The sequence below is a fragment of the Massilia sp. CF038 genome (assembly GCF_900129765.1).
Lineage (GTDB): Bacteria > Pseudomonadota > Gammaproteobacteria > Burkholderiales > Burkholderiaceae_D > Telluria_A.
This window is the reverse complement of sequence record NZ_FQWU01000008.1, coordinates 1-19594: the sequence shown is the minus strand read 5'-3', so window position 1 is coordinate 19594 and position 19594 is coordinate 1. Positions and strand designations below refer to the sequence as shown.

The window sequence follows — 19594 nt, the reverse complement described above, 5'->3', positions numbered from 1 at the left end:
TATAGCACGCTGAACAACTTCGGTGACGTGGTATGGGTCCCCGCCTTCGCGAGGACGATGGGGGGGGGTTAGGCGCGGCCCACCACGGTGGCCGATGCCATTAGTTCGTCGATCAGTGCCAGCGAGTGTTTGCCTGACATGGCGTGCGGGTTGATTTCGGGGACTTCGCAAAAGCGCAGCAGGGTCGAGGCATTGAGCTTGGCCAGGTTGGCCTGGCCCATGGTCCAGCAGGCGTAGCGGCGCTCGGAGATTTCTTCGTAGTGCAGCAGCACCACGTCGGTGTGGCGCGCATCGCGCAGGATCTTGGCGTACAGGCCGTTGATGGCGGCGCGTCCGCCTTCGAGCACCTGCATGTACACCTTGTCGCTGTAGCACAGGATGCCGGTGATGCCGTTGTGCGGGTTGTGCGCATGCGACTGCTGCATGATGTCGTGGATGACCGCGTTCTGGGTGTCGCCCACGGCGCGGCTGGCGTACAGGAGTCTGACGAGCATGGTGATCTTCCGGTTGGTCTAGCGTTTAATCAAAGACAGGAATTCGCGGCGCAGGTTCGGGTCCTTGAGGAAGGAGCCGTGCATCACACTGTTGATCATTTTCGCATCCATGTCCTTGACGCCGCGCCACTGCATGCAGAAGTGGTCCGCTTCCATCACCACGGCCAGGCCGTCCGGCTGCATTTTCTCCTGCAGCACGTCGGCCAGCTGGACCACGGCTTCTTCCTGGATCTGGGGGCGGCCCATGATCCACTGGGCGATGCGGGCGTACTTGGACAGGCCGATCAGGGCCGAGTGCTCGTTCGGCATGACCCCGATCCAGACCTTGCCGATCACCGGGCACAGATGGTGCGAACAGGCGCTGCGCACGGTGATGGGGCCGACGATCATCAGCTCGTTCAAGTGCGAGGCGTTGGGAAATTCCGTCACCGGCGGCATGGGGACATAGCGCCCGCCAAAGACTTCGTTGATGAACATCTTGGCCACGCGCCGGCCGGTGTCCTGGGTGTTGTGGTCATTGGCGGTATCGATGACCAGGCTTTCCAGCACGCCCTGCAGCTTGGCACTGACTTCATCGAGCAGGGCATCGAGTTCGCCTGGCTCGATGAAGCTGGCGATATTGTCGTTGGCGTGGAAGCGCGTTTTGGTGTTTACCAAACGCTCGCGGATACGCTGCGAAACGGGCACGCTGACGGGAATCAGCGTCGAGGTCAAATCTGTTGGCATGCTAAAAGCCCATCAAAAAGAGTGTGCGCGGACGGCGGGACGGCCATCGGCGTGCTGCACAGGCTTTTCATGGTAGCGCAAAAGCGGCGGGCAGCTTGCCGCAATTATACTGAAGCAATTGCCTCCTTGTTTGGCAGCCTCAACGATCGGTCCAGCGCAGCGGCAGGGCCGCGCGCGCCAGGGTGCCGGCGCGGCAGTCGAAGCGCCAGCTGCGGACCTGGGCGGCGCCGTCCTGTTGCCAGGATATCGAGACGCTGCCCTGCAGTTCCAGCACATCGCCGCGGGCAAAATCGAGGAACAGCAGCGCCGCGCGCGCATCGAGCACCAGGTTGCCAAGGGTATTGAAGAAGCGGTTGCCGGCGTAATCGGGCACCTGCAGGCTGGTGCCGTCAATACGCACGAAGCCGGGTGCGCCGCCGCGGTGCGAGATATCGACACCGTGTACGCCACCGCTGGTGGCGATGAAGAAGGTGTCGGCCTGCGCGACCAGCGCGGCCGCGGCCGGGTCAAGCCCGGCGAAGTGCGTGACCGGTCCGGGCGCAGGTGCGGCCAGGTGGAGGTCCCGCAGGCTGATATAGCGCGGGCAATTGCCGAAGCTTTCACGCAGGTCAAGCACCAGCTGCCCCGGCACGCTGCTGCGCACCACGCCGTTGGCGCGGTTGCGGCGGCGGTTGGAAAAATCCAGTCCCAGCAGGCCGATCGGGCTGCCAGGCGTGAAGCGCGCCTCGGTGGCGATGGTCAGGCTGACATCGTCGGGCGTGTGGACGAAGCCGGGACTGCCGTGCAGGACCTGGGCGCGCGGCTGGCCGTTGGCGTCGATGGTGGCCACGAACATGCAGGCCTGGGCTTCGAAGAACAGGCGGTGCTGCTCGGGCATGAAGGCGCGGATGCCGGCACCGTTGCCGACCACGCCGGCCAGGTGCTGGGCCCGCAGTTCGCCAGGGTGGAAGCTGCTCATGATGGTCGCGCCGAAGCAGGCAGCGGCGCAGCAGGCAGCGGCGAAGCGGGCATGGCGACAAAGCCGGGCAGCGCTGCGACCCGGGCCAGCCAGGCTTGCAGGGCCGGGTAAGGGGCGATGGCGACGCCGCCTTCGGGGGCATGGGCCAGATAGCTGTAGCAGGCCAGGTCGGCGATGGTGGCGTGCGGGGCGGCGAGGAAGTCGCGCGCGGCCAGATGGGCTTCCATAAAGGTGAGCAAACGGGTGGACAAGGCACTGGCCTGGGCGCGGTCGCCTGGCGCCTGCCACAGCGTTGCCGCGCGCGCCAGGGCGGGGCCGAAGCGCACTTCGCCGGCAGCCACTGACAGCCAGCGCTGCACCGCGGCGGCGCCGGCGGCATCGTCCGGCAGCCAGTTGCTCCCTGGCGCGTAGCGCTTGGCCAGGTAGACCAGGATTGCATTGCTGTCAGCGACCGTGACAGCGCCATCCTGCAGCAGCGGGATCTGACCCAGTGGGTTGAGGATGCGGAAGGCGGCGCTGGCGCGGACATCGGCGGGGGCGTTGACGAACTCGAACGGCAAGGCAAGCATGCGCAACAGCAGTTCAACGCGATGGGTATGGCCAGACAACTTGGTGCCATGCAGGATCAGGGGAGCGGGCGTGCGCATGATGTGGGCCTCGGAAGCGGAAAACCCCATGCTATCGCTTCCACCTGGCGGCGTAAATAATGGTAATCTGCAAATCATTATTTCAATTTCTGGAAGAATGCATGGACCGCCTCGATGAACTGCATATTTTTACGGCGATTCTTGATGCAGGCAGCCTGAACGGCGCGGCACGCAAGCTGCGGCGTTCCGCGCCGGCCGTGACGCGGGCCCTGGCGGCACTGGAAGAACGGGTGGGACTGCGGCTGGTGGAACGCACCACGCGCAAGCTGGCACCGACCCAGGCCGGCATGCGTCTGGCCGAGATGGCGCGCCGTGTGCTGGCCGACTACGAGGCGGCGCTGCGCGAAGAAGAAGGTGCGTCGCTGCGCGGCATGCTGCGCATCACCGCGCCGCACGTGTTCGGACGGCGGCACGTGACGCCAGCCATCATTGATTTTCTCGACCAGCATCCGGAGCTGCAGGTGGAACTGGTGTTCAACGACCGTAACATCGATTTGATCGAGCACGGCATCGACCTGGCCGTGCGCATCGGCACCCTGGGCGATACCAGCATGGTGGCGCGCCAGGTGGGCGAAGTGCGGCGGGTGCTGGTCGCCAGTCCGGCGTATCTGGCGGCGCACGGCGAACCGCTCACGCCGGCGGCGCTGGAGCGGCACGACGTGATCTTCAATGCCGGGCTGGCGCCCCAGCCCGAGTGGCGTTTTCGCGACGGCGCCAGGGAAGTGGTGGTGCGCCTGACGCCGCGCCTGTCAGTCAACGAAATCGATGCGATTCTAATGGCACTGCTGGCCGGGCGCGGGATCGGACGGCCGCTGTCTTACCAGGTGGCTGAGCAACTGGAGACAGGCGCCCTGGTGCGCCTGCTGCGCAGCTACGAGCCCGCGCCCCTGCCGGTGCAATTGCTGGTACCGAGTGCGCGCCATATGGCGCCGCGGGTGCGCGCCTGCTTCGATTTTCTGGCGGCGCGGCTGGGTGGGCTCGACGTAATTGCGCGCGAACCTTGAATCGATGGGTGTGCCGCTTGCCAACAGCGCAAGTCTCGGCGATGATTAGGGTATGAAAACGACCCTCTCCCCTACTCTGCTGCGTCTGTTGGGCGCCGCCTTCCTCGCCACCGCCAGTGCCGCTTGCAGCGGCGTGCCCGGTTCAGCGCCCGCCGCACCAGCGGCTGCAACAACGCCAGCGCCAGTCGTTGCCGTGGCAACGCCGGCACCGGCAGCGCCAGGCGCGGCCAGCGCAGCTGCCCCTGCTGCTGCAGGACTGCTGCAGCAGCTGGAGGCTGAAATTGGCGCGGCTGCTTGCGACACCTCGGCGCAATGCAAAACAATCGCCGTTGGCCACAAGGCTTGCGGCGGCCCGGAAAGTTATCTCGCCTACTCGACCAAAACCGGCGACGCTGCCAAAGTAGCGCGCCTGGCGGCCGACTACAGCGCCGAACGCAAGAACAAGAATGCCAAGTCCGGCATGATGTCGACATGTTCGGTGGTGGTCGATCCGGGCGCCAGCTGCAACGCTGGCCGCTGCGTGCCAGCGGGCGGCCCCAATCTGGCCCGCTAAGCGGTCGCGCTAAAACAAACCAGCCTCGGCCTCGGTTAAGCAACTGACTTTTCGGGGGCTGATGACGGCGCACGCCGCACTGCGTGCGCTTCTTGAACTGGCTGCCTCAGCCGGATAACAGCGCGTGCGCGCAACGCGCTGCCATCAGGTTGGCCAGATAGCTGGAATAGCGCCGGTCGCTTGGACCCGAGCGTCCTGCGCCCACCGGGCCTGCGCCACCAGTTCGGCACGACAGGTCAGGCTGGTCGTCTCGAACAAGATCATCCCGATACAGAAAAGCGCGCAACGTGGCGATTTTGCCGCGATGGGGCCCCAATCCGAAAAGTCGGGCAGCCATGGCCGGTGGCGATGATGTTGGTGTCGGCGTTGATGTTGATGCGGATGTGGGCGCCGACGTAGATGCTGACGCTGTTGCTGACGTTGATGCTGACGTTGATGCTGACGTTGCTGACGTTGATGCTGGCAAAGAAGGCGATGCTGGGGGTGGCACAGCCGGAGGCCAGGATTCTGCACGCCAGGCGGGATGTTGCGCTGCCGGCTTCCTCACCGCTGGGCGCGCGCCAGGTTCCTGCCGCGACGGACCGGATTGAAATGCATTGGTGGGCGACGCAGCGGGTGGCGGCGCCATCGTCGTGTTCATTTGGCGCGCTGGCGACACCGCCCTGGAAGACGCCGCAGATGTGGATGACGGCGCCCGGTCTGACTGGGCTTGCTGCGCGAAGGCGGCATTGTTGTCGGGGGTATCGATACCGCGCGGATGGCGCCCCTGAGGCGTGCGTCGCAGAATGTGGCGCCGCGTATTGGCGAGGTGCCAGCGTGCGTCTCCCGGACTGCGCAGCCACAGTTCGCGCCAGGCATTTCGCACCGTGCCTGTCACATGCAGAAGGAGCTGACGGGGCGAATAGGCCTGGTCTTGATACAGCAGCCGGTCTCCGCGAACGTGGGCATGATAGGTACGGCGTTTATACTCAAATCGAACACATGTTCCTTCGGGAAGAAACAAACTTCTCCATTGATAGCCGCGCGCCGCCGCCTGCGTGGCCTGCGGATCGGTAATCGCAACTTGTTCTAGCCATCCAAGCAAGATCTCGTCGACAACCGTATCAAGGTCGCGCCGATCTTCGCGCGCGGTGAGCAATCGCAGCAAGGCTGCGCGGGTGGTAGGTCTGAGGCGCAGGCGCATAGTCTCGAACATGCTCGTCTCCGGTGGTTAGCTTGCTATCAGGCGCTCCCTTGTTGGACACTCGTTTAGCGCCACGGTTCGGTGCCGAGCAAGCCTTTCAGCCGCCGCGCGAGCATAAACAAGCCAGTCAAAACTGCCGTGCGAGCACCAACGAGATAGTGACGACGCCGCGCGAGCATTAACGAGATAGTGACGACGCCGTGCGAGCATGAACGAGATAGTGACGACGCCGGCCGAGCATGAACGAGACAGTGAAGCCGCCGGCCGAGGATAAACGAGACAGTGAAGACGCGGGCCGAGGATGACCAAGAGAGTGACGATGCCGTGCGAGCATCATCGAGATAGTGGACGCCGTGCGAGCATGAACAAGACAGTGACAACGCCGGGCAGGGATGAACGAGGTAGTGACGATGCCGCGCGGGGTTGAACGCGATACAGCGCCAGGCGAGCTTGACGAGATACTGACGCCCTGCGAGCATCAACGAGACAGTGGCAACGCCTTCCAGCACGAACCAGACACTGACGCCTCACCAGCCTGAACGAGACCGCGGCAGCGCCCTGCGCACGAACAAGATACTGCCGCCCCGCCAGCCTGAACCAGACCGTGGCAGGGCCCTGCGAGCACAAACGAGATACTGCCGCCCTGCGAGCATCAACGAGACAGTGGCAACGCCTTCCGGCTCGAACGAGATACTGACGCCTCACCAGCCTGAACGAGACCGCGGCAGCGCCCTGCGCGCACGAACGAAATACTGCCGCCCCGCCAGCCTGAACCAGACCGTGGCAGGGCCCTGCGAGCACAAACGAGATACTGACGCCCGCCAGCCTGAAAGAGACAGTGGCAGCACCATGCGAGCAGAAACGCGATACTGCCCCCCGCTAACCTGAACGACACCTTGGCAGCGCCTTGCGAGCACGAACGCGATACTGACGGCACCATGCAATTCCCTCCAGTACAATCAGCAACCCGAACACAGCAGTCAACCGCCGCGATCGCCGTGCATTGCGCTTGCGACTTCGCCGCCGCCCACTACGTCCTCGCTGGCCAGTCCGTCCAAAAAAAAAGCGCCCCGCAGGGCGCTTTCTCCACTCACACTGTGCTGCTTAGTAAGCCAGTGCCTGTGCCGAACGGCCCGTGTCAAACTGCGGCAGCGGGTCGTTGGTGTTGACTTCAACCACGGTCGTGCCCTGAACGGCGCCGCCCACCACATACTGCAGCGCGCCAAGGTGACGCTTGCCGGCAGCCAAGCCCGACCAGCCCACGCTCACGGTGCCGGTACCGCCCATATAGGCCAGACCAGGCAAGGTAGCCTTGAAGCCGCCGCTGATCACGTTAGGCGCCAGCACCCACGACGACAGCTTGTACTCAGCCGAACCACCCACTGGTTCATAGCCAATCACGCACACCTTGTATTCGCCCGGTGCCGGGTTGACCAGCTGGACGCGTTCATTGGAGCCACCGTTGCCACTGGTTGCCAGGGTGTTCGATGGCGTCACCACGATCAAGTCCAGATCCGAGTCCGCACCACCTGCAGTGTCTTCATCGAACAGCGAGAAGCGCGCCGCCAGCGTACCGGCTGGGATCGTCACTGCGTGCACGTTCACACCAGCGCCGCCACCAGCACGGCAAGCCGCGGTGTAGACCGTGCTGTTGGTGCCCGCTGCACCAACGGTGCGGGTTTCCTGCGCTGCAGGCAGCAGGCCGGATTTCACCGCGCTCAGGGCACCAGCAAAACCGGTACCAATGGTGAATACCTTGCTACCCGTGGCCGCTTCCGCTGCCACGCTTGCCGGTGCCGACAGGGCCGAACCGCGCGCCGTCAGCGGGCTGCGCACATTGTGCACGCCATCAGACCAGGTCAGACTGCCGTAGACCCAGGTATCGAGCGGTGCCGTCGTGCGGGTCAGCTTGACCTTGAACGTGGCTTTCTGGCCTGGCGCCAGCGTCAGGCTGGCTGGCTGCACGTCAACCGTGTAACCTGGCACCGCCGCCGTGGCGTTGTAGGTCGAGCTGGTGGCGCCCACGTTGGTCACGGTACGGGTCAGCGTCAGCGAACCGAGTACATTGGCTGCGGTCAGCGAAGCCAGATTCAGGTTGTATGCTGGAATCGTGCCCACTGCGCTGCAGGTGGCGGCCGAATACACACCGGCGTTGATGCCGCACAGGAAGCGTGCGTAATCGATTTCGCTGGCGTCATACACCAGGCCTGGATTGGACGCCGCGCTTGGCGTTACCTGGCCCGAACCCTGGCCCCAAGGCAAGGTGCCGGTGGTGCGCGCAGTCGCGTCCCAGGCAACCGCGCCATTCTGGCCGTCCGGTTTGGTCATGCTGGCCGTGGTCATCAGGGCCGACTTGATCATCGCCGGGGTCCAGCTTGGATACTTCTGCTTGAGCAGTGCAGCGATACCGGCAATGTGCGGGCTGGCCATCGAGGTGCCCGAGTAGAACGCCCAGTTGGTCGGTGCCGCAGCGCCGCCGGCAACCGCATTGCGCTCGTCGCGCGTGAGGTCAGCCGTCACACCGGCCAGGATGTCGGTGCCAGGGGCTGCCACGTCCGGCTTCATGATGTTGTTGTTGGCAACGTTCGGGCCGCGCGAAGAACCGCCCGCCATTTGCGGCGCCTGCACGGTAGGATCGACCACGCCGCGCAGGTTGCCCAGCGACGCAGTGGCGGTGCCGACGTTGGCATCCATGTAGGCCTTGAGTGCATTGCCATCGACCGCTTTCAGGTGCACGGTGGAGATCGAGTGCGCCTGGTTGATGATGGTGTCAGCGCCGCCCGTGACGTTGGCAATGATCACGCCTGCTGCGCCAGCCGCCTTGGCATTTGCCGTCTTGTTGACCAGCACGTTGGCACCGCGGTCGCACACCAGGATCTTGCCAGCGACTTTGGCCGGGTCAAGCAAAGCAGCGACGGCATCGGCCGAACCGAAGCAGCGCAGCAGGTTGTCGGTCACTGGCACACCGTCAAAGCCGGCATCGCGCGAGCGGATCAGGGTGGCGTAGCCGGTCTGCGCGTTCGACGACGCACCGGTCATGGTGGTGCCGCTGCCCAGGACGGCGTCACCGACGAACAGACGGTTGTGGGTCGAGTTGCCGACCGAGGTCAGCCATGGGCTGATGTGGGCCGTCGGGGTGACGTTGGTCGAGGTCGGACCGCCATTGCCTGCCGAAGCGGCAACGAACACACCGGCGCTGGCCGCGCCCAGGAAGGCCACTTCGGTCGCTTCGCTGAACGAGCCGCCGCCAGCATTCGGGCCGATCGAGAAGTTGATCACGTTCACGCCGTCTTTGACCGCCTGTTCGATGGCCGCCACGCTGTTGGCAGTGGCGCAACCGTTCTTGCCTGTCACGCCGTCGGTCCAGCACACTTTGTAGGCGGCCACGCGGGCGCGCGGTGCCATGCCCGACACTTTGCCCAAGACCAGACCATTGTTGTTGACGATCACGTTGGCATTGCCGCCCGCCGTGCTGGCGGTGTGGGTGCCGTGGCCGCCGCTGCCTTCGGCGCCTGCCACCGAATCACGGGCCGACAGGAATTCGGTCCAGTGCAAGGTTTGCGAGGCGGCCTTGAAGTAGCGCGCGCCAATCAGTTTGTTGTTGCAGTTGGCGACGGTGAAGCCTTCGCCGCTCACGCAGCTGCCCTTCCAGCTTGCTGGCGGGGCGCCGTACACCACGGTGCTGCCGCTGTGGCTGGCGTTGCCATTGTTGTCGACCCGGTCGGCAAAGCTGGGGTTTTCTGGCCAGATGCCGCTGTCGACGATACCGATCACGATATCTTCGCCGGCGCCGGCCTGGCCGCCCAGCTGCTGCCACAGGCCGCCTGGCGCGTCCAGACCCAGGAAGGTCGGCGTGTAGTTGGTGTCGAGCTGCATCACCGAGTCAGCAGTGATGTTGGCCACGGCACTGTTTTTCTTCAGTGCGCGCACTTCATCGTCCGTCAGCAAGGCAGCAAAGCCGTTGAAGACCACTTTGTATTCGTGCGTGATTTGCGACGCTGGCACGGTGGCAGCCACGCTGGCCTGCTTGGTTTCCAGGTACTGGATGTAGTTCTGGACATCGGCTGCCTCAACATTGAGGCGGGTGCCTTCAGCCGGCTTGGTCGCGGCCAGACCGGCGGTGCCGCCGGTGTAGGTGGCCACCGGCTTGTCGGCCAGCTGGACGATGTAGGAACGGCGCGCTTCCTGCGCCTGGGCGCTGACGGCCAGCGAGGACAGCAGCAGCACGACGGCTGCGGAGATAGGGCGAAGATTCATGAATGCAGTCCTTGGATCAGAGGGAAGTGGAACGGGCAGCACGACGGCGCGACACACCCAGCGCTGCCAGACCGAGGCCGGCCAGCAGGAAGGAGGCCGGTTCCGGCACGGCGTTGAGAACCACATCATCAATGGCGAACTGGGCCTGGTTGAATGCCGGGCTGTCCACCGAATTGCTGCAGACATTGTTGACGTCGTAGATGCAGGCACTGATGGTCAGGCTGGTGAACACGTTGCCGCGGAAGGCCGCGTCCAGGGCGGCTGCGCCAAACTGGAACTGGCCATTGTTGTTCTGGCCAGGGAAGGCCAGGCTGGTCGAGACAGTCTGACCGAACCAGTTGGTGCCGGTCAGCACCAGTTGACCGTAATCGCCCGGGCCGACTGGCACCGGCGAAATGAAGGAGAAATTCAAGCCGCTGAGGGCAAAGCCATTGAGGGAACCAGGATGGGTAAATTGCACGCCGCCATCATTGAGAATGGCCAGGTAATTGCCGTTGGCGCCGGCCGGGCAGCCAATGATGTCGCAGCTGAAGGGATCGTTGCCGTCGAGCACGGAGCCGACGCCGCTGACCACATTTGCGGCCGCACCCGCAGGGCTTTCCACGAACAGCATGTTGTAGCCGGCCTGGCTGATGGCCGTCCCGCTCTCGTACACGGCCGGTGCGAGAGGGGTGAAATTGATGGTGTCTGCCAACACCGGTGCGGCGCAGCCAAGCGACGCGATCAATCCAAACATGGTTGCGCCAAGGCGCGGCTTGAGTCTCTGGTTCATTATTTTCATTGTGCTACCCTCTGTGGACTTACTACGATAAAAACAAGTGTCAAAGACTATAGCAAAAGAATTAATTTAAATATGCTTTAAATTAACGTGGAATCTTTGTATTTTCATCAAAGTCACCAAACCAAATTTCGTTTGCACTATGGAAAAGCTCTTTCCGAGCCGTCACAAATTTGCAACAATAGGTGAGATTCTTCCGCTTTGGCCTGTCATGCAGCAAGCATTCCTACACGCAATTTAATGCGCCCAAGGCGAGACAGCGGTATCATGGGTACTCAAGAAATACGCGCTAGGATTGCACCATGAACCGTCGCCGCTCCTTCCTCAAGACTTCGGCCGTGCTGGCCACCGCCCTGTCCGTGCCTGCCGTGGCGCGCGCTGCCGCTGCCGCGCCGCACGAACGCGTCTTGCGTCTGTACAACACCCACACGGGCGAAAGCATCAAGAGCGTGTTCTGGGCCGAAGGCGAATTCATTCCCGAAGCCCTGGCCGACATCAACAAGCTGCTGCGCGACCACCGCAACAACACGGTGGCCAGCATGGACCCCGAATTGCTGCTCCTGCTGGACCGCGTCAGTGCCCGCTTTGGCGGGACCGACGTGCTGCACGTCATTTCCGGCTACCGCTCGCCGGAAAGCAATGCCAAACTGGCCGCAGCCAGTGGCGGCGTCGCCAAGCACAGCATGCACCTCGAAGGCAAGGCCATCGACATCCGGATGCCCGGGCGCGACCTGGCTGCCCTGCACAAGGCCGCCCTCAAGGCCAACGGTGGCGGCGTCGGCTATTACCCCGACTCGCAATTTGTCCACCTCGACACGGGCCGCCCGCGCCACTGGTAAGCCAGCAGGCAATACGATTTCGCCAAGACATATGCGAAATTTTATTGCCATACAGCTACTTTTTATGGCGAGCTGGGCGTTCCTGCCCAGCCTGGCCATGGCGGCCGAGGCGCTGCCATCGGTCCAGGTCGCCAGCACGCGCGATCCGGTCGACAAATCCTATCGAAAAATGCTGCAGGGAATGGACCGCTTCGCGCGCGACCAGGCATTGGCGCCCGCTGCCACGCTGCGCTTTCGCCTGCTGCCCCGTGCGCCCGGCCTGCGGCTGGCCGACCTCACCCTGCGCGTGGCCGGTGACACCGTGTCGCTCCCCATCGCCTTGGCCCCCGACGGCAGTTTCGCGTTGCCGCGCGATGCGCTGGCTGCACGCGAAGACGCCGCCGTGCTCGCCAACCGCAAGACCAGCAGCCTGACCTGGCGCGCCTGGGTCGCCACGCCCGGCCTGCCGCCCGGCACCCGCCGCCTGGGCGACCTGCGCCTGGAATGTTTGGTCGGCATGACGGCCGGCCTGGTCTCCAACAGCGCGCCCTTGTTCGGCTGGCTGGCCGATTGGCTGAGCGACCCGGACGCGGTCTGCAGCCAGCCTGACGGCAACTATCTGTTCTTTGCCGACCGCCCCGTGTTTGGCGTGACCCTGCAGCATGGCGCGCGCAGCGCCACCTTGCCCCTGGCCATGCTGTACGCAGGCGGCACCCAGACCCGCGCCAGCCTGCCCTTCTGCGACTGCCAGGTCTTGCTCGATCGCAGTTACTACGCGCCCTTGTGGGACCGCAGCTGGCCCGACGACACCCTGCTCAGCTTTGACTTCATGGACACCCCATGAGGAGCCAGGCCCGCCACGCCGCGCTGTGCACCCTGGCCTGGCTGGGCGGCTGCGCCAGCATCGCCCCGACCCAGCCCGCGCTGGACCCGGCCCGCGTGGCTGCCGCCGTGCTGCCTGGCCACAGCAGCGTCGCGTCCGTGCAGGCCGCCCTTGGTCCGGCCCAGGTCCAGCAATTCGACAGCGGCTACCAGGTCTGGGCCTATCAACTGGCCCGCCCGCACGGTCAGGCCGCCGAATTCGTGATCCTGTTCGGCCCCGAGGGCGTGGTGCGCAAGACGCGCCTGCGCGAACCGTCCCCCGCCCAGCCCTAGCGCGCGGCGGTACAATGCGCGGATCCATGGAACACCACCGCACCGTCAAACCGATCGCCATCCTCGCCGTCACCCAGATCGTTTCCTGGGGCACGCTGTACTACGCCTTCGCCATCGTGGCGCGCGACATCGAGCGCGACCTGGGCCTCTCGTCGGCCTGGACCTTTGGCGCCTTTTCGTGGTGTCTGCTGGTGGCCGGCCTGGCCAGCACCCCGGCCGGCATGCTGATTGACCGCTTTGGCGGGCGCTACGTGATGGCTGCCGGCTCGCTGCTGTGCGGCCTCGGCTTTATCCTGCTCAGCCGCGCGCACGACGCCCTCAGCTATGCGCTGGCCTGGACCGTGCTGGGCGTGGCCATGGCCGGGGTACTGTATGAAGCGGCTTTCGCCAGTCTGATCCATGCGTTCGGTGCGTTGGCGCGCCGCCCCATCTCCACCCTGACCTTGTTTGGCGGCTTTGCCAGCACCGTGTTCTGGCCACTGACCCTGGCCTTGAACAGCAACGCCGGCTGGCGCACCACCTTCTGGTACTACGCCCTGCTGCAGCTGCTGCTGTGCCTGCCCCTGCATGTGCTGCTGGACGGCCCGGCGCCCGGGCCCCAGCCGCAGCGCGCCCGCGTTGACAGCGACCTGAGCTTGCGGCAAGCCCTGCGCCACCCCGCCTTCTGGACCCTGGCGGCCGCCTTTGCCTGCAACAGCTTCATTTTTTCCGGCCTGTCCGTGCACCTGATTCCCATCCTGCACGGCTTGGGCCACCCCATGGCGAGCGTGGTCCTGCTGGCTGCCCTGATCGGCCCCATGCAGGTGACGGGGCGCCTGGGCGAAATGGCACTGGGCCAGCGCCTGGCGCCGGCCACCATCGGCAAGCTGTGCTTCGCGGCCCTGCCTGCCGCCTTGCTGGCCCTGCTTGTATGCGGGCGCCAGCAAACGGCCGTGGCCCTGTTCTGCGTCCTGTACGGCCTGTCCAACGGCATTCTCACCATCGTGCGCGGCATCGTCCCGCAAAGCCTGTTCGGCGCGCGCAACTACGGTGCCATTGCCGGCGCGCTGGCGGCCCCCTCGCTGCTGGCCAAGGCGGCCGGCCCGCTGGTGCTCGCTGCCGTCATCGATCACCACGCTGGCGCGGCCCTGCTGTTTGGCATGCTGCTGCTCATCGCCCTGGCGTCCTACGCCTTTTTCGTGCGCGCGGTGCGGCCTGCCGCGCGCGTTTTCCCCCTCTAACACGAGACCAAACGAGACCACCATGGCCCGCCTCCACCTCGACTTCCCCGAAGAGCAGTTCTACTACACCACCCCGCTGACGGTGCGCGTGACCGACATCAACGGCGCCAACCATCTGGGCAACGATTCCATGATTTCCATGATTTCGGAAGCGCGCGCCCGCTTCCTGTATGAATTTGGCGTGCGCGAGAGCGAACGCGACGGCACCGGCATCATCGTCACCGACCTGGCCACCACCTACCGCAGCGAAGCGCACGCGCGCGACCAGTTGCTGTTCGAAGTGGGCGTCATGGATTTCAACAAATACGGCGGCGACATCACCTTCCGCATCACCCGGCCCAAGGACAAGACCCTGATTGCCATGGCCAAATCCGGCTTCGTGTTCTACAACTACAAGACCAGCGAAGTGGTCGTCATGCCCGAAGAATTCCGCGCCAAATTCCCGCGCGCCAACTGGATTGATTAAAGGCAAAGCACCCGCAAAGTAAAAGCGCCCCTACATCGTCCTCGCGAAGGCGGGGACCCATACCACGCTACCGAAGTCGTTCAGCGTGGAATAGGGCTGGCGCATGCGCCAGCGCCTTCGCGAGGAGGATGTAGCGGCAGATCAGCCCACTACGATCTTGCTCTTGAACCACTCATCAAGCATCGCCTTCTCATACCGCAAACTATCGCCCTTGTCATAGCGATTAATCCGCTCCAGATAACTCATGCTGCTCAGCGTATCCTCGCCACTCTTGATCACCTTGTCACCCTCCTTGACCGCATACCGCAAGCGCATATGCGGCCAGTCAGCCCCCGTGCCCATCACACGCAGATCGGGATTGCGCATCGCCCCAGGAAACGTCCGTCCCGCCAGATCCAGGTCCAGCACCTCCACACTGAGCGTCTGCCCGGCCGGCAACCTGGCCGCCAGCGCATCGAAATGCCCGCTCAACTGCTTAAGAATGCGCTCCCGATCCCAGGCCGAGCGCGGCACGTCGGTAAATTGGTCAGGTTCGGCATAGGTGACCGTGGCGGGATTGGCCAGCGCCGCGCTGCTGGCCAGTGCCATCCATCCCAGTGCGGCCAGGGCCGCAGGCCGGATCAAGTTCCTCATGATTGCTTCCTTTCGTACAGGTTATAAACCAATATACGCCCTTTTGCGCGCCCTGCCAGAGCCGCATTGTCCCCAGTTTGTATCGAATTGTTAGGCTGCGCACACAGCCGTAGAACATTCCCCGACAAAATGGATAGCAAGGAGGAATACCATGCCGGAAGGCCCATCCATTGTCATCCTGCGCGAGGAAGCGGCGCGCTTCAAGGGCAAGACCATCGCCCGCGCGGAAGGCAACACGCGCACCCTCGACCTGCCCAGCCTGGAAGGCGCCAAAATCAAAGCCGTGCGCAGCTTCGGCAAGCAATTTCTGATTGCCTTGCCGAACACCGCCCTGCGCATCCACTTCATGCTGTTTGGCAGCTATCGTATTGACGAGCGCAAAGCCAGCGCCCCGCGCCTGTCTCTGCAATGCACCGACGGTAGCGAACTCAATTTCTACGCCTGCTCGGTGCGCCAGATCGACGCGGATCTGGACGGCGCCTACGACTGGCGCGGCGACGTCATGTCACCGGACTGGGATCCGGCCCTGGCGCGCAAAAAGCTGCGCGCCGCGCCCGATCTGCTGGCCTGCGACGCCTTGCTCGACCAGGACATTTTTGCCGGCGTGGGCAACATCATCAAGAATGAAGTGCTGTTCCGCATCCGCCTGCACCCGCTGGCCCGCATTGGCGACCTGCCCGCACCCAAGCTGCGCCAACTGGTCGAACAGGCGCGTCAGTACAGCTTCGATTTCCTGGAATGGAAAAAACAGTTCGTCCTCAAGCAGCACTGGCTGGCCCACACCAAGTCCACCTGCCCGCGCTGCCACATCCCCTTCAAAAAGGGCCACCTGGGCCAGTCGCGCCGGCGCAGCTTTTATTGCGAACGCTGCCAGAAAAGGTATGCATGACAGGTCGTCTTGCTTGTTGTCAATAACAGAGGGCCGTACTACAATCGATTCGACCCTCTACCGGAATCCTTTCCATGACTTTTCTCGCTGCCGCGTCTGCGCCCAAACTCGCCCCCTGGAAAGTCTTGCTGGTCGATGACGAGCCCGACATCCACGACATCACCAAACTCACCCTGAACCGCTTCCGGCTCGATGGCCGCGCCCTGACTTTCCTGCATGCCTACAGCGGCCAGGAAGCCAAGCACATCCTGGCGTCCGAAAGCGACATTGCGCTGGTGTTCCTGGACGTGGTCATGGAAGCGGAAGACAGCGGCCTGGAAGTGGCACGCTGGATGCGCGAAGACTTGAACAACCAGTTCACCCGCATCGTGCTGCGCACCGGCCAGCCCGGCCAGGCGCCCGAAGAGCGGGTGATCGTCAATTACGACATCAACGACTACAAAGAAAAGACCGAACTCGATCGCACCAAGCTGTTTACCACCACCTTCGCTGCCCTGCGCGCCTACCGCGACATCATGCAGGTCGAACAGGCGCGGCGCGTGCAAATGAGTTACCGGGAAGGCCTGGAGCGCGTCATCGCCGCCTCTGCCCACATCTTCCAGCAACGCAATCTGAAGGATTTTGCCAGCGGCTTGCTGCAGCAAGTGGTGGCCCTGCTGCGCCTGGAGCAAAGCATGCTGCTGCGCGTTTCCGGCGCCAGCCTGGTCAGCGGTGAAACCGAGTACGAAGTGCTGGCCCAGATTGGCGACATCGGCGCCAACGTGGTCGGTCCGGACCTGCTGGCCCAGCTCGACGAAGCGCGCAGCAACCGCATCTCGCGCCTGCATGGCGACACCTACGTGGGCTACTTCCCCAACAGCAGCGGCAAAGCCTCGCTGCTGGTGCTCAAGGGCGTGGAAGAGATTTCCGACATTGATGCCCAGCTGCTGGAAGTGTTCTGCTCGGGCGTGGCCATCGCCTTCGACAATATTTTGCTGACCCAGGAAATCACCGATACCCAGGCCGAGCTGATTTTGCGCCTGGGTGATGTGGTCGAGTCCCGTTCCAGCGAAGCGGGCAACCACGTGCGCCGCATGTCCCAGATCTGCCACCTGCTGGCCGAAGTATCGGGTCTGCCGGAAGACGAAACAGCGGTGCTGATGCACGCCGCCCCCATGCACGACATCGGCAAGATCGCCACGCCCGACGCGGTGCTGCTCAAGCCGGGCAAGCTCACGCCCGAAGAATGGGCCATCATGCAGCAGCACCCCGAAGTGGGCTTGTCGATTCTGGATGGCTCGCAGCGGCCCATCCTGAAGGCTGCTGCCGTCATCGCCCACCAGCACCACGAAAAATACGATGGCAGCGGTTACCCGCAGGGCCTCAAGGGCGAGGCCATTCACCGCTATGCGCGCATCGTGGCCGTGGCCGACGTGTTCGACGCCCTGTGCCACAAGCGCTGCTACAAGGAAGCCTGGCCCATCGAACGCGTGCTCGACCACCTGCGCGACGTGGCCGGCGCCCACCTCGACCCGCAATACGTGGACCTGCTGATTGCCCACATCGACCGCGCGGTGGAGATCAACCGGCGCTGGCCCGACTGATTCACTTCAGCGGACGGCGGCTGCGCGGAAAGCGCAGCTGGTACTGCAAGCCCTGCCCCGGGGCGCTGTCCACCTTCACGCTGCCACCCAGCGGGCCGGTCACCAGGTTGTAGACAATGTGCGCCCCCAGGCCGCTGCCGCCCTGCCCGCGCCGGGTGGTGAAAAATGGATCGAACAGCTGCGCCAGCGTGGCCTGGTCCATGCCGGCGCCATCGTCGCTGTAATCAAACAGCACCTCGTCGTCGTCAGCGCGCACCGTGATCACGATGCTGCCTGCCTGCTCCGGCGCGAAGCCGTGCACCAGCGTGTTCATCACCAGGTTGGTGACGATCTGCGACAGGGCGCCGGGAAAACTGTCCATCCGCAGCGCCGCGTCGCAGGTCAAACCCACGGTGACGGCGCGGCCCTTGAGTTTGGGCTGCAGCGACAGCAGCACTTCTTCCAGATACGGTTTCAGGGCAAACGTGCGGATCGCATCCGACGACTGGTCCACCGCCACCTGCTTGAAGCTGCGCACCAGCGCGGCGGCGCGCTGGGTATTGGTAGTCATGATCTTGAGCGACTGGTCGATGATCTCGAAAAAGCTCTGCAAGCCGTCTTCGGTCAGCGCGCCTGCCGCCAAGTCCTCGCGCGTGAGTTTGAGCTCCTGCACCAGATGGCTGGTGGCGGTCACGCAGATGCCCAGCGGGGTATTGATTTCGTGCGCCACCCCGGCCACCAGGCGGCCCAGTGAGGCCAGCTTTTCCTGCCGCACCAGTTCCGACTGGGCTTGCTGCAGCGCTGCCAGCGCGCGCCCCCGTTCCGCCGATTCGTGTTCCAGGCTGGCAGTGCGTTCGCGCACGGCGCGCTCGAGCCGGTCCACACTCTGCAAGCCTTGCAGCGCGTTTGAAACATGGTTGGCAATCAGCGCGAATAGCGCTTCGTCTTCGTCGCTGAAGGTGTGCGCGCTATCGTAACTTTGAATCACCATGGCCCCCAGCGCCTGGTGCTGGTGGTCCAGCAAGGGGGAGCCGATCCAGTGTTCGGCCGTGCTGCCGCGGCCCCAGTGGGCGCCGCGCCCTTGCTGGTCGGCGCGCCGCATTACCAGGTTCTGCGCGTGCATGATGACCCAGGCCGTGGGCGACTGTTCGGGCGAGGCCAGCGTGATGCGTTCTTCCGGGTCCGGGGTCGGATCGAGTTCGTCGACAAAATACACGAAGCGCACGCTGCCATCGCTACGGTCCGACAGCGCCACGTAAAAATTGGCCGCATACATGATGCGTCCCAGTGCGTGGTGCACGCCGCCAATGAAGGCATGAATGTCGCTGCAGGTGTTCGACAACTGGCCAATTTGCAGCAGCATCGCCTGCACAGCCTCGAGGCGTTGAAGTCGGCGGCTTTCCATGGTTCCCCTAGTCTGGTGCACTAGGGAAATACTAGCAGGTCAGGCGGGCTTGCGGAAGCCGTTTTCAACCCAGTCTGCCGCGCCCGAGGGCGTCAGCTTGTAGTTGGCCGCCGTACGCACCTGCGCCATTTTTTCGCCCGATTCATCGATGGCCGTCAGCAAGGCATACGGATGATCTTCGTCGGGCACGATGTCGAGCGTGACCTTGATTTCGGCCCCGCCCACGGTCACGACCGTACTCTTGTGCAACATTGCATGCAATTGCTGCTCGTGCCGGCGCAATACCTCGGACGCGGTCTTGACCAGGGTATGGAAGGCGTTGGTGTCGAGCGGCTTCGGGTTTTTCTTGTCGCGCCCCATGGTCCAGGGGCCCACCAGGGCTGGCTCCGGCTCGCCATCCTTGATCATCGCCACGGCCCAGCCCTCGTCATCCTCGTTCTTGATGACTTTGGCCGTCCAGCCATTGCCTTGCCACAAGCGCGGCTCCTGCACCAGGGGTTCGCTGTCGTCGGCAGGGTGGTCTGTAGCGTGGTCGATCATCATGGTCGTAACTTGAAGTGGCGGAAAAATCCAAAGGGTGTAAATGATAGTCGAATTCTAACCAGCCTGCTGCCTTCGCAGCGCACGCAACCCACATCGTCCTCGCGTAGGCGGCGGTGCGACGCCTCGCGACCGTTAGCAAGTTCAGCCTGCACATCGTCCTCGCGGAGGCGGGGACCCATAGCACGCTGAACGACTTCGGGGACATGGAATGGGTCCCCGCCTTCGCAGATACTGTGTCAGCTAGAGTTTTGCAAGCGCTAGCTGCGGATCGAATCTGGTTCCGGACTTGATGACGCCGACCAT

At 64.0% G+C, this 19594-nt stretch carries 19 protein-coding genes; 9 read left to right on the top strand and 10 right to left on the bottom strand.

Translation table 11 applies throughout. The annotated features are described in order from the left end of the window. Positions 1-68: 68 nt before the first annotated feature. The 4 genes from BUC24_RS25595 to BUC24_RS25580 all read right to left on the bottom strand — a co-directional run bounded on the left by BUC24_RS25595 (position 69) and on the right by BUC24_RS25580 (position 2855). Positions 69-494, bottom strand: coding sequence for a BLUF domain-containing protein (locus BUC24_RS25595; protein WP_073223459.1), 426 nt, complete (start codon positions 492-494; stop codon positions 69-71). 18 nt (positions 495-512) lie between these two features. Further along, the gene (gene folE, locus BUC24_RS25590) at positions 513-1220 is read right to left on the bottom strand and encodes a GTP cyclohydrolase I (RefSeq protein WP_073223457.1); all 708 of its coding nucleotides are present in this window, start codon (positions 1218-1220) and stop codon (positions 513-515) included. A gap of 139 nt (positions 1221-1359) precedes the next feature. Beyond that, positions 1360-2178 (bottom strand): pyridoxamine 5'-phosphate oxidase family protein, encoded by an 819-nt coding sequence (locus BUC24_RS25585; protein WP_073223455.1) that lies wholly within the window; start codon positions 2176-2178, stop codon positions 1360-1362. Next, on the bottom strand, positions 2175-2855 hold the full coding sequence (locus BUC24_RS25580) for a glutathione S-transferase family protein (protein WP_229448819.1): 681 nt from the start codon (positions 2853-2855) through the stop codon (positions 2175-2177). Before BUC24_RS25580 ends, BUC24_RS25585 begins: the two co-directional genes overlap by 4 nt. Positions 2856-2926: 71 nt before the next feature. Between BUC24_RS25580 and BUC24_RS25575 the strand changes: the two genes are divergently transcribed. Both BUC24_RS25575 and BUC24_RS25570 read left to right on the top strand, forming a co-directional pair. Next, positions 2927-3829, top strand: coding sequence for a LysR family transcriptional regulator (locus BUC24_RS25575; protein ID WP_073223453.1), 903 nt, complete (start codon positions 2927-2929; stop codon positions 3827-3829). Between the two features lie 52 nt (positions 3830-3881). Beyond that, on the top strand, positions 3882-4382 hold the full coding sequence (locus tag BUC24_RS25570) for a hypothetical protein (protein WP_143167662.1): 501 nt from the start codon (positions 3882-3884) through the stop codon (positions 4380-4382). Between the two features lie 260 nt (positions 4383-4642). Here BUC24_RS25570 and BUC24_RS27055 read toward each other — a convergent pair whose 3' ends face one another. From BUC24_RS27055 to BUC24_RS25555, 3 genes are all read right to left on the bottom strand, one after another. Then, complete coding sequence (locus BUC24_RS27055) at positions 4643-5224, bottom strand: hypothetical protein (RefSeq protein ID WP_178372624.1); 582 nt, start codon at positions 5222-5224, stop codon at positions 4643-4645. A 1445-nt stretch (positions 5225-6669) separates the two neighbouring features. Then, positions 6670-9822: a S8 family peptidase gene (locus BUC24_RS25560; RefSeq protein WP_073223449.1), complete on the bottom strand. Its 3153-nt coding sequence runs from the start codon at positions 9820-9822 to the stop codon at positions 6670-6672. A 16-nt stretch (positions 9823-9838) separates the two neighbouring features. Continuing rightward, complete coding sequence (locus BUC24_RS25555; protein ID WP_073223447.1) at positions 9839-10594, bottom strand: NF038120 family PEP-CTERM protein; 756 nt, start codon at positions 10592-10594, stop codon at positions 9839-9841. A gap of 308 nt (positions 10595-10902) precedes the next feature. Between BUC24_RS25555 and BUC24_RS25550 the strand changes: the two genes are divergently transcribed. The 5 genes from BUC24_RS25550 (at position 10903) to BUC24_RS25530 (ending at position 14259) form a co-directional block, all read left to right on the top strand. Beyond that, on the top strand, positions 10903-11439 hold the full coding sequence (locus BUC24_RS25550) for a peptidoglycan L,D-endopeptidase MepK (protein WP_073223445.1): 537 nt from the start codon (positions 10903-10905) through the stop codon (positions 11437-11439). 64 nt (positions 11440-11503) lie between these two features. Then, positions 11504-12262, top strand: a complete 759-nt coding sequence (locus BUC24_RS25545) for a hypothetical protein (protein WP_229448818.1) — start codon at positions 11504-11506, stop codon at positions 12260-12262. Beyond that, positions 12259-12573, top strand: a complete 315-nt coding sequence (locus BUC24_RS25540; protein WP_073223443.1) for a hypothetical protein — start codon at positions 12259-12261, stop codon at positions 12571-12573. The genes BUC24_RS25545 and BUC24_RS25540 overlap by 4 nt, the downstream gene beginning before the upstream one ends. Before the next feature lie 26 nt (positions 12574-12599). Continuing rightward, entirely contained in the window at positions 12600-13793 is a 1194-nt protein-coding gene (locus BUC24_RS25535) for an MFS transporter (protein ID WP_073223441.1), read from the top strand. A 22-nt stretch (positions 13794-13815) separates the two neighbouring features. After that, positions 13816-14259: a thioesterase family protein gene (locus BUC24_RS25530; RefSeq protein ID WP_073223440.1), complete on the top strand. Its 444-nt coding sequence runs from the start codon at positions 13816-13818 to the stop codon at positions 14257-14259. A gap of 141 nt (positions 14260-14400) precedes the next feature. Here BUC24_RS25530 and BUC24_RS25525 read toward each other — a convergent pair whose 3' ends face one another. After that, a complete protein-coding gene (locus BUC24_RS25525; protein WP_073223438.1) occupies positions 14401-14892 on the bottom strand; it encodes a DUF3016 domain-containing protein in 492 nt (163 codons plus the stop codon). A 151-nt stretch (positions 14893-15043) separates the two neighbouring features. On the opposite strand from BUC24_RS25525, the gene BUC24_RS25520 reads away from it, so the two are divergent. Further along, complete coding sequence (locus BUC24_RS25520; protein ID WP_073223436.1) at positions 15044-15781, top strand: DNA-formamidopyrimidine glycosylase family protein; 738 nt, start codon at positions 15044-15046, stop codon at positions 15779-15781. Positions 15782-15855: 74 nt separating this feature from the next. Further along, positions 15856-17364 (top strand): HD domain-containing phosphohydrolase, encoded by a 1509-nt coding sequence (locus tag BUC24_RS25515; protein WP_073223434.1) that lies wholly within the window; start codon positions 15856-15858, stop codon positions 17362-17364. A gap of 1 nt (position 17365) precedes the next feature. Here BUC24_RS25515 and BUC24_RS25510 read toward each other — a convergent pair whose 3' ends face one another. Beyond that, positions 17366-18748, bottom strand: a complete 1383-nt coding sequence (locus BUC24_RS25510; RefSeq protein WP_073223432.1) for a sensor histidine kinase — start codon at positions 18746-18748, stop codon at positions 17366-17368. Positions 18749-18787: 39 nt separating this feature from the next. After that, the gene (locus BUC24_RS25505) at positions 18788-19288 is read right to left on the bottom strand and encodes a hypothetical protein (RefSeq protein WP_073223572.1); all 501 of its coding nucleotides are present in this window, start codon (positions 19286-19288) and stop codon (positions 18788-18790) included. Positions 19289-19594 lie beyond the last annotated feature (306 nt).